This window comes from Streptomyces sp. NPDC032126 (assembly GCF_055580085.1).
The window spans coordinates 420,771-434,883 of sequence record NZ_JBVIMA010000007.1 but is presented as its reverse complement, the minus strand read 5'-3'; the positions used below and the strand labels follow the sequence as shown (position 1 = coordinate 434,883).

The 14,113-nt window shown below is 71.7% G+C and carries 10 protein-coding genes; 8 read left to right on the top strand and 2 right to left on the bottom strand.

Annotated features, from left to right (window positions below; all coding sequences use genetic code 11):
* Window positions 1–319: 319 nt before the first annotated feature.
* The 4 genes from ACZ5NW_RS27180 (at window position 320) to adhE (ending at window position 6,338) form a co-directional block, all read left to right on the top strand.
* Window positions 320–1,222: a S1 family peptidase gene (locus ACZ5NW_RS27180; protein WP_468746547.1), complete on the top strand. Its 903-nt coding sequence runs from the start codon at window positions 320–322 to the stop codon at window positions 1,220–1,222.
* A gap of 156 nt (window positions 1,223–1,378) precedes the next feature.
* Complete coding sequence (locus ACZ5NW_RS27175) at window positions 1,379–2,221, top strand: slipin family protein (RefSeq protein WP_468746546.1); 843 nt, start codon at window positions 1,379–1,381, stop codon at window positions 2,219–2,221.
* A 262-nt stretch (window positions 2,222–2,483) separates the two neighbouring features.
* Window positions 2,484–3,566 (top strand): S1 family peptidase, encoded by a 1,083-nt coding sequence (locus ACZ5NW_RS27170; RefSeq protein ID WP_468746545.1) that lies wholly within the window; start codon window positions 2,484–2,486, stop codon window positions 3,564–3,566.
* A gap of 168 nt (window positions 3,567–3,734) precedes the next feature.
* Window positions 3,735–6,338, top strand: a complete 2,604-nt coding sequence (adhE, locus tag ACZ5NW_RS27165) for a bifunctional acetaldehyde-CoA/alcohol dehydrogenase (protein WP_468746544.1) — start codon at window positions 3,735–3,737, stop codon at window positions 6,336–6,338.
* A 30-nt stretch (window positions 6,339–6,368) separates the two neighbouring features.
* Here the strand turns inward: adhE and ACZ5NW_RS27160 are convergent, their stop codons facing one another.
* The gene (locus ACZ5NW_RS27160; RefSeq protein ID WP_468746543.1) at window positions 6,369–7,430 is read right to left on the bottom strand and encodes a DUF3533 domain-containing protein; all 1,062 of its coding nucleotides are present in this window, start codon (window positions 7,428–7,430) and stop codon (window positions 6,369–6,371) included.
* A gap of 134 nt (window positions 7,431–7,564) precedes the next feature.
* On the opposite strand from ACZ5NW_RS27160, the gene ACZ5NW_RS27155 reads away from it, so the two are divergent.
* From ACZ5NW_RS27155 to ACZ5NW_RS27145, 3 genes are read left to right on the top strand one after another with little or no spacing between them, the layout of a single operon-like run.
* Window positions 7,565–11,005 carry a DNA polymerase III subunit alpha gene (locus ACZ5NW_RS27155; protein ID WP_468746542.1) on the top strand — a complete coding sequence of 1,147 codons (3,441 nt, stop codon included), beginning with the start codon at window positions 7,565–7,567 and terminating at the stop codon, window positions 11,003–11,005.
* Complete coding sequence (locus tag ACZ5NW_RS27150; RefSeq protein WP_468746541.1) at window positions 11,002–11,976, top strand: DNA polymerase Y family protein; 975 nt, start codon at window positions 11,002–11,004, stop codon at window positions 11,974–11,976. Before ACZ5NW_RS27155 ends, ACZ5NW_RS27150 begins: the two co-directional genes overlap by 4 nt.
* A 16-nt stretch (window positions 11,977–11,992) precedes the next feature.
* Window positions 11,993–13,132 carry an NADAR family protein gene (locus ACZ5NW_RS27145; protein WP_468746540.1) on the top strand — a complete coding sequence of 380 codons (1,140 nt, stop codon included), beginning with the start codon at window positions 11,993–11,995 and terminating at the stop codon, window positions 13,130–13,132.
* Here the strand turns inward: ACZ5NW_RS27145 and ACZ5NW_RS27140 are convergent.
* Entirely contained in the window at window positions 13,110–13,484 is a 375-nt protein-coding gene (locus tag ACZ5NW_RS27140) for a cupin domain-containing protein (protein ID WP_468746539.1), read from the bottom strand. The two genes, ACZ5NW_RS27145 and ACZ5NW_RS27140, sit on opposite strands and share 23 nt — an antisense overlap.
* A gap of 85 nt (window positions 13,485–13,569) precedes the next feature.
* Here ACZ5NW_RS27140 and ACZ5NW_RS27135 point away from each other — a divergent pair, with 85 nt between their 5' ends.
* Window positions 13,570–14,016, top strand: a complete 447-nt coding sequence (locus tag ACZ5NW_RS27135) for a MarR family winged helix-turn-helix transcriptional regulator (RefSeq protein WP_468746538.1) — start codon at window positions 13,570–13,572, stop codon at window positions 14,014–14,016.
* Window positions 14,017–14,113 lie beyond the last annotated feature (97 nt).

Sequence of the window (14,113 nt, the reverse complement as noted above, 5' to 3'; positions counted from 1 at the left end):
GGCGGAGGCATCGTGAGCGGCCTGATCTTGACCACGGGGTGCGCGGAGCCCGGCGATTCCGGCGGCCCGCTCAGCGCGTAAGGGGTGGGTGTGTACTGATTCGTTCCATGTGGTCAACCGCCGTTCGGTGACGGGAGGTTGAAGGTCGCACGGCCGAAAGGTGCCCTTGCGCCGACCGGCCGTTCGGCCGAATACTCCCCCTCAGCGCTTGTCAGGGCCACGGCGTGTCCGCTATCCGGAGCATGGCGTGGCCCTCGACTGCGCCTCACGGGCCCCGACCCCACGCGGGCCCCTGGATTCCCCTAGGAGGGAACGAAAAGTGAGGATCAAGCGCACCACCCCCACCAGCGGCATCACGAGACGGACCCGGCTGATCGCCGTATCCACCGGACTCGTGGCCGCGGCCGCGATCGCGATCCCCAGCGCGACCGCGGCGGACGCCACCACCTTCAGCACCACCCAGCTCAAGAGCGCCAGCGCCTCGGTGCTCAAGGCCGACATCCCCGGCACCGCCTGGGCGGTCGACAGCAAGACCGACCGTGTCGTGGTCACCGTCGACAGCACCGTCTCCAACGCCGAGATCGCGAAGATCAAGGAGCAGGCCGGGGCCAACTCGGGCGCGCTCACGATCAAGCACACCCCGGGTCGGTTCAACAAACTGATCTCCGGCGGCGACGCCATCTATGCGAGTAGCTGGCGCTGCTCCCTGGGCTTCAACGTCCAGGACAGCAGTGGCAACTACTACTTCCTGACCGCCGGTCACTGCACCGACGGCGCGGGCACCTGGTGGTCGAACTCGTCCCACTCGACCACGCTCGGCACCACCGCCGGCTCCTCCTTCCCCGGCAACGACTACGGCATCGTCCGCTACACCAACAGCTCGGTCAGCAAGTCGGGCGCCGTGGGCAGCCAGGACATCACCAGCGCGGCCACGCCCTCCGTCGGTACCACGGTCTACCGTCGCGGCTCCACGACCGGCACGCACAGCGGCCGTGTCACCGCGCTGAACGCCACGGTGAACTACGGCGGCGGCGACATCGTCTACGGTCTGATCCAGACCACGGTCTGCGCCGAGCCCGGCGACTCCGGCGGCCCGCTGTACGGCGGCAGCACCGCCTACGGTCTGACCTCCGGCGGCAGCGGTGACTGCTCCTCGGGCGGTACGACGTTCTTCCAGCCGGTGACCGAGGCGCTCAGCGCCTACGGGGTCCACGTCTACTGACCCCACGCTCCCGGCCGGCCGGAAGCATCGGAGCCCCCGCACGCGAACCCTCGTGCGGGGGCTCCCCCTTGCTCCCCGCACGGAGTTACCGTCGAAGGACGGGCGGACGTCCTCCCGAGAGCCGTACGCCGTCCTGAGCGGACCCTGGGGGCCGACATGGTCGAGGAGCTGGTCGCGGTCGGAGTGACACTGGCGTCCGCCGGCGCGGTGTACCTGATGGCGGGGGCGCGGGTCGTCAAGCAGTACGAGCGGGGTGTGGTCTTCCGGCTCGGCAGGCTGCGGGACGAGGTGCGTGGACCGGGGCTGACGCTGATCATCCCGGGCGTGGACAAGCTGCGACGGGTCAACATGCAGATCGTCACGATGCCCGTGCCCGCGCAGGAGGGCATCACCCGGGACAACGTGACCGTGCGCGTCGACGCCGTCGTCTACTTCAAGGTGACCGCGCCCGCCGAGGCGGTCGTGCGGGTGGAGGACTACCGGTTCGCGGTCTCCCAGATGGCGCAGACCTCGCTGCGTTCGATCATCGGCAAGAGCGAGCTGGACGATCTGCTGTCCAACCGCGAAATGCTGAACCAGGGGCTGGAGTTGATGATCGACAGTCCGGCCGTGGAGTGGGGCGTGACCATCGACCGGGTCGAGATCAAGGACGTGTCGCTGCCGGACACGATGAAGCGGTCCATGGCCCGCCAGGCCGAGGCCGACCGGGAACGCCGGGCCCGGGTCATCAACGCCGACGCCGAGCTCCAGGCGTCCAAGAAGCTCGCCGAGGCGGCCCAGCAGATGGCGGAGACACCGGCGGCACTCCAACTGCGGCTGCTCCAGACGGTGATGGCGGTGGCCGCCGAGAAGAACTCGACGCTCGTGCTGCCGATCCCGGTGGAGCTGCTGCGCTTCCTGGAGAGGGGACCCCAGACCCCTCTCCCGCCATCGCCCGCGACGGAACAGCGGGCCGGCTCGGCTCCGGTGGAGCGGCAGGAGGACGAGGGGACGGAGTGACCCGGAGTGAGCCGGGGTGCCCCGGGGTGAGCCGGGGTGACCTGGGGTGACCTGGGGTGGGGCCACGCCGCGCCCCGGGCCCCGTGGACGTCGGGTGGGGTGAAGGTGTGGGGAGTGCGGGGTGGAGACCGTACGTGCGTCCGGTGGGTGACCTTGTGTGCCCGCTGCGGGGTTCGGAAGAGTTAACGGTCGTCAACCCAGCCCTTCGGCCCGGGGCGGTCCCCACAACCGCCCCGGTCGACCCCCCACAGGAGGACGTGAGTTGAAACACCGACGCATATCCCGGCGACGGGCCGCCCTCGCGGGCGCGGGCGTGATCGCCCTCGTCGCGGCCGGAGTCACCCTCCAGACCGCCAACGCCAGCGAGAGCACGAACACCCCGCAGCCCCGCACCCTGACCGCCCTCGCCGCCGGGAAGCTCGCCTCGACGCTCGGCACGGACCTCGGCACCGACGCGGCCGGCGCCTACTACGACGCCACCACCAGGAGCCTCGTCGTCAACGTCCTCGACGAGGCCGCCGCGAAGACCGTCGAGGCGGCCGGCGCGCGGGCCAGAATCGTCGAGAACTCGCTGGCCGAACTGAGCGGTGCCCGCACCACCCTGAAGCGGGACGCGACCGTCGCCGGCACCTCCTGGGTGACCGACCCGCGCACCGACAAGGTGGTCGTCACCGCCGACCGCACCGTCTCCTCCGCCGCGTGGGCGAAGCTCACCAAGGTCGTCGACGGGCTCGGCGGCAAGGCCGAACTACGCCGCACGAAGGGAGAGTTCACCCCCTTCCTCGCCGGCGGCGACGCCATCACCGGCTCCGGCGGCCGCTGCTCGCTCGGCTTCAACGTGGTCAAGGACGGCGCACCCTACTTCCTGACCGCCGGTCACTGCACCCAGGCGATCTCCACCTGGACGGACTCCTCCGGCACCGTCATCGGCCAGAACGCGGCCTCCCACTTCCCCGGCGACGACTACGGCCTGGTCAAGTACACCGCCGGCACCGACCACCCCAGCGAGGTCGACCTCTACAACGGCTCCACGCAGGCCATCACCGGCGCCGCCGAGGCCACCGTCGGCATGAAGGTCACCCGCAGCGGCTCCACCACCCAGGTCCACACCGGCACGGTCACCGGCCTGGACGCCACCGTGAACTACGGCAACGGCGACGTCGTCAACGGCCTCATCCAGACCGACGTCTGCGCCGAGCCCGGGGACAGCGGCGGCTCCCTGTTCTCCGGCAGCAGCGCCGTCGGCCTCACCTCGGGCGGCAGCGGCGACTGCACCTCCGGCGGGGAGACGTTCTTCCAGCCGGTGACGGAGGCCCTGTCGGCGACGGGCTCGCAGATCGGTTAGAACCCCTTCGAGGTCCCGGCCGGGACCTCCGTACGGCCCTGTACCGGGGACCTTGGGCCCCCGGTACAGGGCCGTTCTCATGCCCACCGCCGCCCGCCCCCGGTGTCGAATGGAGGTGACACAGATGAGCACGGACAAGTCGCCGATGCCGTGAGAAGGAGGCCTGCCATGCAGGTCATATCGGTCGAGGACCGAGTGGACGCTCTGGTGGGGAACGCGCTGGAGGCGCTGGCCCGGTTCGAGACGTACGACCAGGAGCAGGTCGACCACATCGTCAAGAAGGCGTCCCTGGCCGCACTGGCCGCCCATGGGGAGCTGGCCCGGCTGGCCGTCGAGGAGACCGGGCGAGGTCTGTTCGAGGACAAGGCCGTCAAGAACATCTTCGCCTGTGAGCACGTCACCCACTCGATGCGCGGACTGCGCACCGCCGGTGTGATCCACCGCGACGAGCTGACCGGTGTCACCGAGATCGCCGAGCCGGTCGGGGTCGTGTGCGCGATGACCCCGGTGACCAACCCGACCTCGACGACCGTCTTCAAGGCGCTGATCGCCCTGAAGACCCGCAACCCGATCGTCTTCGCCTTCCACCCCAGCGCCCAGAGGTGCTCGGCCGAGGCCGCCCGGATCGTCCGGGACGCGGCGGTCGCGGCCGGCGCCCCCGAGGGCTGTGTGCAGTGGATCGACGAGCCGTCGATGGAGGCCACCCGGCTGCTGATGAACCACGACGGCGTCTCCACCATCCTCGCCACCGGCGGCAACGCGATGGTCAGGGCCGCCTACTCGTGCGGCAAGCCCGCCCTCGGCGTCGGCGCCGGAAACGTCCCCGCGTATGTCGCCCCGGACGCCGACCTCGCCCGCGCGATCCACGACGTCGTCCTGTCCAAGGCCTTCGACAACGGCATGATCTGCGCCTCCGAGCAGGCGATCGTCCTGGACGAGGGGCTGTACGAGGCCGGCATCGCCGAGATGAGGCGGCTGGGCGCGCACATCGTCACCGCCGGCGAGAAGGAGAAGCTGCAGGAGTTCCTCTTCGGCGTCGGCGCCCACGGCGGCAGCTGCGCCGGGGCGAAGCTGAACGCGGCGGTCGTCGGCAGGTCCGCCGTCTGGATCGCCGAACAGGCCGGGTTCACCGTGCCCGAGGGCACCTCGATCCTCGTCGCCGAGTGCGCGGAGGTGGGCGAGCGCGAGCCGCTGACCCGGGAGAAGCTGTCCCCGGTGCTGGCCGCGCTGAAGGCCGACGACATCGAGCACGGCCTGCGACTGTCCACGCGGATGGTGGAGTTCGACGGCCTCGGGCACTCCGCCGCGATCCACACCGAGGACGAGGAGCTCGCCGAGGAGTTCGGCAAGCGGGTCAAGGCGATCCGGGTGATCGTCAACGCCCCGTCCAGCTTCGGCGGCATCGGCGACGTCTACAACGCCTTCCTGCCCTCGCTCACCCTGGGCTGCGGCTCGTACGGCCACAACTCGGTGTCCAACAACGTCTCGGCGGTCAATCTGCTCAACATCAAGCGGATCGGACGGCGCAACAACAACATGCAGTGGTACAAGGTGCCGCCGAAGATCTACTTCGAGAAGGGCGCCCTGCGCTATCTGAAAGCGATGCCCGATGTGCACCGCGTCACCGTCGTCACCGACCGCACGATGGAGCAGATCGGCTTCGTCCGCCGGGTCACCGAGATCCTCAACTCCCGTGAGGAGCCGGTGCTGCTGCAGTACATCGACAACGTCGAGCCCAACCCGGAGCTGGCCACCGTGCGGGCGGGCGCGGCCGAGATGCGGGAGTTCCGGCCGGACACCATCATCGCGCTCGGCGGCGGATCGCCGATGGACGCGGCGAAGGTCATGTGGCTGATGTACGAGCGGCCGGAGGTGGAGTTCGCGGACACGAAGGAGAAGTTCTTCGACATCCGCAAGCGGGCCTACACGTTTCCGCAGCTGGGTGAGAAGGCCAAGCTGATCGCGATCCCGACCACGTCGGGCACCGGCTCGGAGGTCACCCCGTTCGCGGTCATCTCCGACCCGGAGGCGGCCCAGAAGTACCCGCTCGCGGACTACGCGCTCACCCCGCACGTGGCGATCGTCGACCCGGTCCTGTCGATGAACCTCCCGCCGACGGTGACCGCCGACTCCGGCTTCGACGCCCTCACCCACGCGACGGAGGCGTACGTCTCGGTGTACGCGAGCGACTTCACCGACGGGCAGTGCCTCCAGGCGATCAAGCTGATCTTCGAGAACCTGGAGACCTGCGTGAAGGAGGGCGCCAGGGCCCCGAAGGCCCGGGAGCGCATGCACAACGCGTCGACCATCGCCGGGATGGCCTTCGCCAACTCCTTCCTCGGCCTGGTCCACGCCATGGCGCACACCCTGGGCAACACCTTCCACGTCGCCCACGGCCGCACCAACGCGCTGCTGCTGCCGCACGTCATCCGGCACAACGGCAAGGTCACCCACAAGGCCACCCCGTGGCCGAAGGCCGAGACCTACCGCGCCCCCGAGCGCTACCAGGACCTCGCCCGCATGCTGGGCCTGCCGGCCGCCACCCCGGAGGAGGGCGTGGAGTCCTACGCCCGGGCCGTGGAGGAACTGCGCGAGCGCTGCGGTATCCCGGCCTCCTTCCAGGCGGCGGGCATCGACGAGGAAGCCTTCCTCAACGCCATCCCGCAGCAGGCGGTCAACGCCTACGCCGACCAGTGCGCGCCCGCCAACCCGCGGATGCCGATGCTGGAGGACATGGAGGAGCTGATGCGCAGGGCGTACTACGGCGGCTGAGCGATCCGCGCAGCCGAGCGGCGGCGTCCCCTACGGCGCCTGAGCGCCCGCCGGGCGGTGTGCGGTCCCCTCATCGGGGCCGGACGCCGCCCGTCTGGCGTGCAGGGCGGCCGTCAGCAGGGTGATCAGGGTTCCGGCGACCGCCCAGGCCGACAGCACCAGCATCGAGCCGGTCATGTCGTTGCCCTCGAAGTAGGCGATCGAGCGCGCCGACCAGGTGCCCGCGCCCGGTGGCAGCGCCGGGCCGATGTCCCTCCAGAACGGCGGGAGCATCGGCGGTGGCAGGGCGCCGCCCGCGCTGGGGTTGCCCAGGATCACCACGAGCAGGATGGCCAGGCCGATGCCGGCGAGTCCGAACAGACCCTGGAGGGCGAGCGTGGCCGCGCCCACCGCGAAGACGATCAGCGCTCCCAGCCCCCACAGGGCCGCGAAGCTGCCCGGCAGCGCGCCCAGGACCGGGCCGACGATCAGCGCGCCGCCGAGTCCGCCGACGACTCCGACGAGGGCCATCGTCACGAGCCGGATCACCGCGCGCCGTGGGGTGGAGCGGGCCGCGCCCGAGCTGATCACCATGATCGACGCGCACAGATAGCCGCCCACGCACCAGCCGACCGTCACATAGAAGGACGACAGTCCGTTGGCGTCCTGTCGGTCGGCCGGGGCCGCGTCGATCGTCCGCAGGGTGCGCGACTGGGCCCTCTCCAGGCCGGCGACCAGCGCCTCCAGGGTCGCGGCCAGCACCTTTCCGCCGCCGGTGGCGACCAGAAGGGTGTCGGTGGTGCGGGCCGGGTCGATGATCAGGGCCCCGTCGATCGTCCGCTCCCGGATCTGCCGCCGGGCGGTCGCCGCGTCGGCGACCACGCGCGGGTCCAGGGGGTCGCCGGGCAGCCTCTCCAGCCGGGCCACCGCCTGCTGGGCGGCCGCCGGGGGCGCGACCACCCCGAAGGGCACGTCCTTGGGTTTCGGGTCGTGCAGTGCTCCCACATAGGAGGTGATGAACAGCAGCGAGAGCGCGATGACGCCGACGACCAGCAGCGTGGCCCGCGGGGTGACCGCGTCCTTCACCTCGTCGAGGAAGGAGGACTGTGTCATGTCCCCACAGTCCGGGCACAGGGGTGTTTCCGCAGGTGGGAGACGGCCGAACGGTTGTCGTACAGGCGTTCGGATTTTGGTCTATGGTGGGGGTGAGCAGGTTGGGAACGGATGTTCGATAGCGGGAGGTGCGGATGCCGGGCTTCACGCATCTGCGCACCGTCTCCGGTTTCTCCGTGCGCTACGGCGCCTCGCACCCGGAGCGGCTGGCCGAGCGCGCCTTCGAGCGGGGCATGGACGCCCTCGCCCTCACCGACCGCGACACCCTCGCCGGCGCGGTGCGCTTCGCCAAGGCCTGCGCGAAGGCCGGCGTCCGCCCGCTGTTCGGCGTGGATCTGGCGGTCGCGTCACCGGCCGGGGCCACGCCCGTACGAGGGGGAAGGCGCCGCACCCCGGTGCGCGGAGGTGCCTTCGTCGACGAGTCGACACCCCGTGTGACCTTCCTGGCCCGGGACGGCGCCGCCGGCTGGGCCGGCCTGTGCCGCCTGGTCACCGCCGCCCACACGGCCGAGGGCACCCCGCTGCTGCCCTGGTCCGACAACCACGGCGACGGGCTGACCGTCCTGCTCGGCCCCGGCTCCGACGTCGGCCGCGCGCTCGCCGCGGGCCGCCCGGACCGGGCCGCGCGGCTCCTCGCCCCCTGGCGCGAGATCTACGGCGACGCCCTGCGCCTGGAGACCGTCTGGCACGGGCGCGAGGGCACCGGACCCGGCTCCCTGCGCCTGGCCGCGCGGACCGTCGGCTTCGCCGCCGAGCAGCGGATCCGGCCGGTGCTCAGCAACGCCGTCCGGTACGCCGACCCCGGCCAGGGCCCGGTCGCCGACGTGCTGGACGCCGCCCGCCGGCTGGTCCCGATCGACCCCACCAAGGAACTGGACTCCGGCGAGGCCTGGCTCAAGGACCCCACCGCCATGTTCCAGGCGGCCGAACGGATCGTGGAGGCCGCGGGTTTCCGCCGGGACACCGCCCACCGGCTGCTGGAGCAGACGCAGAACACCGCGCTCGCCTGTGCCGTCGACCCCGAGGACGACCTCGGCATGGGCACCGTCCACTTCCCCGAGGCGCACCTCGTCGGCGCGGGCCGCCGCACCGCCCAGCGGGCGCTGGCCTCGCGGGCGGTGGCCGGCATGGTGCTGCGCGGCTACGCCGACCGCCCCGCGTACTGGGAGCGGATGCATGACGAGCTGGACATCATCGCCCACCACGGCTTCGCCTCCTACTTCCTGACGGTCGCTCAGGTCGTCGACGACGTACGGCGGATGGGCATCCGGGTGGCCGCCCGGGGTTCCGGCGCGGGCTCCCTCGTCAACCACCTCCTCGACATCGCGCACGCCGACCCCGTCGAACACGGGCTGCTGATGGAGCGCTTCCTGTCCAAGGAGCGGATCGTGCTGCCCGACATCGACATCGACGTGGAGTCCGCGCGCCGGCTGGAGGTCTACCGCGCGATCATCGACCGGTTCGGCACCGAGCGGGTCGCGACCGTCGCCATGCCGGAGACCTACCGGGTCCGGCATGCCGTGCGGGACGTCGGGGCCGCCCTCTCCCTGGACCCCGCCGACATCGACCGCATCGCCAAGTCCTTCCCGCACATCCGCGCCCGCGACGCCCGCGCGGCGCTCGACGAACTGCCCGAACTCAGGCAGCTCGCGGGGGAGCGGGAGAAGTACGGGAAGCTCTGGGAGCTGGTCGAGGCCCTCGACGCCCTTCCGCGCGGGGTCGCCATGCACCCGTGCGGGGTGCTCCTGTCCGACGCCTCCCTCCTCGCCCGTACGCCGGTCGTGCCGACCAGCGGCGAGGGGTTCCCCATGTCCCAGTTCGACAAGGACGACGTGGAGGACCTCGGGCTGCTCAAGCTCGATGTGCTGGGCGTGCGGATGCAGTCGGCGATGGCGCACGCGGTCGCGGAGGTGGCGCGCGCGACGGGGGAGCGGATCGACCTGGACGCGCTGTCGCCGGGCGACCCGGCGACGTACCGGCTCATCCGTTCCACCGAGACGCTGGGCTGCTTCCAGATCGAGTCGCCGGGGCAGCGCGATCTGGTGGGGCGGCTTCAGCCCGCCACGTTCCACGACCTGGTCGTCGACATCTCGCTGTTCCGGCCCGGGCCGGTCGCCGCCGACATGGTGCGGCCGTTCATCGAGGCGCGGCACGGGCGGGCGCCCGTCAGGTACCCGCACCCGGACCTGGAGGAGCCGCTGCGCGGCACCTACGGGGTCGTGGTCTTCCACGAGCAGATCATCGACATCGTGGACATCATGACCGGCTGCGGACGCGGCGAGGCCGACCGGATCCGGCGCGGGCTGTCCGACCCCGAGTCGCAGGGGCGTATCAAGGTCTGGTTCGCCCAGCACGCGGCGGAGCGGGGATACAGCGCGGAAACGATTCAGCGGACCTGGGAGATCATCGAGGCGTTCGGCTCCTACGGCTTCTGCAAGGCCCACGCGGTCGCCTTCGCCGTACCGACGTACCAGTCCGCCTGGCTGAAGGCGCATCACCCGGCCGCCTTCTACGCCGGGCTGCTCACCCATGACCCGGGGATGTACCCGAAGCGGCTGCTGCTGGCGGACGCGCGGCGGCGCGGGGTGCCGATCCTGCCGCTGGACGTGAACCTGTCGGGGGTCGCCCATCGCATCGAACTGGTGTCTGAATCCCCTGGTTCTCCCGGGCGCTGGGGACTGCGGCTCGCCCTCTCCGACGTCTACGGCGTCAGCGAGGCCGAGGCCGCGCGGATCGCGGACGGCCAGCCCTACGCCTCCCTGCTGGACTTCTGGGAACGGGCGCGGCCGAGCCGTCCGCTCGCCCAGAGGCTGGCCCAGGTCGGCGCGTTGGACGCCTTCGGCGCCAACCGGCGTGATCTGCAACTGCACCTGACCGAACTGCACCGGGGCGCCCGGGGCGGCGGCGGAGGCCAGCTCCCCCTGGCCGGCGGCCGGAAGACCGCCTCCGCCGGACTGCCGGACCTGTCGGAGACCGAGAAGCTCAGCGCCGAACTGGGCGTGCTGTCCATGGACGCCTCCCGCAATCTGATGGACGACCACCGCGCCTTCCTCGACGAGCTGGGCGTGGTCCCGGCCCGCCGGCTGCGCGAGGCCCGGCACGGGGAGACCGTGCTGGTCGCGGGCGCCAAGGCGGCCACCCAGACCCCGCCGATCCGCTCCGGCAAGCGGGTCGTCTTCACCACCCTGGACGACGGCACGGGCCTGGTCGACCTCGCCTTCTTCGACGACTCCCACGACACCTGCGCCCACACCGTCTTCCACTCCTGGCTGCTGCTGGTGCGCGGGGTGGTGCAGCGGCGCGGCCCGCGCAGCCTCAGCGTGGTGGGCTCGGCCGCCTGGAACCTCGCCGAACTCGTCGAACTGCGCGCCGACGGCGGCCTCGACGAGGTGGCGGCCCGGCTGGCGGAGCCGGCACCGGTGCCGCCGGGGCCGGACGGCGACCCGACCGGGGGCAGGCGCATCCACCTGCCCACCGGATACGAACTGCATCCATGGGCCGATCTGCGCCCGGCGGGCGAAGAGCCCGCGAAGGTACGGAAGTTGTGGCACCAGAGTCCGGGGAGTGCGGGATGACCATCCTCTGCGTACGTTTCCAGCTGCCGCCGGCGCACGAGGCCGCCCTGCCGGGACTGCTCGGCCTCCTGGAGGACCTCACGCCGGTCGTCGAGGCGCTGCCGCCGGACCGGGCGCTGGCCGATCTGCGGGGCGCCGAGCGGTACTTCGGGCGCACCGCCGCCGAACTGGCCGCGGTGATCCGGGTGCGCGCCCTCGCCCTGTACGGCGTCGACTGCGCGATCGGCGCCGGACCCGGCCCGCTGCTCGCCCGTATGGCGCTGGCCGACGCCCGTCCCGGGGCGACCTGTGCCGTCCCCGAGGACCCGGACGGCATCGCCGCGTTCCTCTCCGGCAAGCCCGTCGCCGCGCTGCCCGGCGTCGGTACGGCCACCGCCCGCACCCTGTGCGAGTACGGCCTCGACACCCTCGGCCGGGTCGCCGCCGCGCCCCTGTCCACGCTCCAGCGCCTGGTCGGCGCGCGGACCGGCCGCGAGCTGCGCGAGAAGGCCGGCGGCCTCGACCGGGGCCGGGTCGTCCCGAACGCGATCTCCCGCTCCCTCGCGACGGAACGCCCCTTCGACCGCGACGAGTTGGACCCCGACCGGCACCGGCGCGCCCTGCTGTCGGCCGCCGGAGAGATCGGCGCCCGGCTGCGCGCCGTGGAGAAGGTCTGCCGCACCCTGACCCTCACCGTGCGCTACGCCGACCGCACCTCCACCACCCGCAGCCGCACCCTCAAGGAGCCGACCGCGCACTCGGCGGCGCTGACGAGGACGGCCTACGCCCTGTACGAGGCCCTCGGCCTGCAACGCGCCCGCGTCCGGGCGATCGCCCTGCGCGCCGAGGGCCTGACCCCGGCCGAGGACGCCTCCTACCAGCTCACCTTCGACCCCGCCGACGAGAAGCTCCGCCGCGTCGAGGAGGTCACCGACCGGGTACGGGCGAAGTTCGGAGCGGGGGCGATAATGCCGGGCACGCTGGCCGCGTGACGGCTAAGGTGCGCGGATGATGTGGCGGGGACCGACGTACAAGAGGGTGGACGGGGAGCGGATCGACGGGGTGTGGTGCCATGTCTGGCGCCGCCACCGCTGGAGCGACACCTACTTCGTCGACGACCTGGTCGTCTTCGCCGACGGCACGATCCGCTGTGAGCGCCAGACCGATCCGGACGGGCTGAGGCGGCTGCTGGACTCGGGCGAGGTCGTGCTCCGGGACCCCGCGGCGCCGCCGCAGGAGGAACCCGCCAACCGGTGGGAGTCCCGTAGCGGCGAACCGCTCACCGCGGAGGGTTTTCTGCTCGAAGTGGCCGACGAGATCGAGGAGTTGGCGGGCCGGACGACCTCGTACGACCGCTGCCGCGAGGCGATCCGCGGCTACGCGGAGGCCCCCACCGAGGCGGGCCGCGCCCGGCTCCGTGAGGCCTATCTGGCGCTCCCGCCGCACCGGCGCATCTACTGTCTGGGCGACATGGACCTCCAGGACCGCCCCCTGCGGATCCTGTTCACCGACATCGGTGAACGGGTCGACGGGGACGGCCCCGTGGCGACCGCCGACATGCACCAGTGGGCGTTGGACTACTTCATCCGCGGTGAGCAGGGCCGGGAGGAGCAACGGCGTCGGCTGGCCGTCCGGTACGCGGACGAACCGGAGACGCCGGGCGGCCCGGCGGTCGTCCTGCACGAGACCGTCTTCCCGAACGGACGGCCCGCGGAACCCGGGCCGTTCGTGCTGCGCAACGACCATCCCTCGCCCGTCCGCTTCGCCGGCGACACCTACCCCTCCGTCCTGCACGCCTACTGGGCCCTGTCCACGGCGGAGGAGGCCGACCGGATCGCCGTCCGCGACACCGAGGACCCGCGTGACGCCCACGAGCGGGGCGGCCTGGCACGCCGCCGCGACGACTGGCCGTCCGTCCGCCTCGCCGTCATGGCCGGGCTGCTGCGCGCGAAGTTCACCCAGCACCCCGGCCTGGCGGAGATCCTGCTCGGCACTGGGGACGCGCCGATCAGCTACACCGGCTACTCCGACGCGCCCTACTGGCGGGACACCCTGGACGACCGCGGCCGCAACTGGACGGGCCGCCTGCTGGAGCTGGTCCGCGCCGAACTGCGCGCGGAGCGGATCAGTTGGCCCACGGAGGAGTGATGCGTGTGCCGTCGGCCATCACCGCCTCCAGGCCGATCGAGGTGGTGACCCAGGACAGCGCGGTGTGATCGGTCGGGTTCTCGACGGCCAGCGTCGCACCCGGATTGATGATCACCGTGTCCCCCGCGCCGATCCGGTGGGTCTCCCCGTCGAGCGTGATCAGGAGCTCGCCGACGAGCAGATGGAAGATCTCCTCCCGGCTGACCGTGTGCGCGGGGGCCTTGGTTCCGGCGGGGATCTCGCCCCGCCAGGCGCACAGCTCCTTGCTGCCGGTGAGGGGATTGGCGTACGAGACGAAGCGGGCGCCGTGGATCTCATGGGTCACGGCGTCGGACGAACGGATGACGGGCACGGCGACTCCTCGCAGCGATGGTCAAGCAACTTGACTATATGGTCAAGCTGCTTGACCAAGTAGTCAAGGGTGTTTCAATGCCCTCGTGCAGAACTCGGAAGCCATTGCCCTGTCCGCCGTGGTGCTCGCCGTCGCCGGTGAGCTCACCCAGCGCATCCAGGACGGCGTCGTCGCCCGGGGTTTCGCGGAGATCCGGCCCGCGCACGGCTTCGTGTTCGCGCGCATCGCGCCGGGTGGTGCGACGGTGACCGAGATCGCCGCCCATCTCGGGGTGACCAAACAGGCGGCCAGTCAGCTCGTCGACGAGCTCGTGCGCAAGGGGTATGTCGAACGGCACCCGCACCCCGGCGACGCGCGGGCCCGGCTGATCGTGCTCACCGGGCGCGGGCGGGAGTGCACCCGGGCGGCCGAGGAGGCGGCCGCCGAGGCCGTCGAGGCGTGGGCCGAGCTGCTCGGCGAGGGTGAAGTGCGCGCGCTGCGCGACCGTTTGGCACGTATCGCCCCCCATGGTCCCATCAGGCCCACCTGGTGACGGAGTTTTTTACTGACGCGTAACTTCACACGTGGGCTACTCGCCCGTAACTTGACGAATGAACAGCATCCACGTGATCCGGATCACTGGGAGTAAG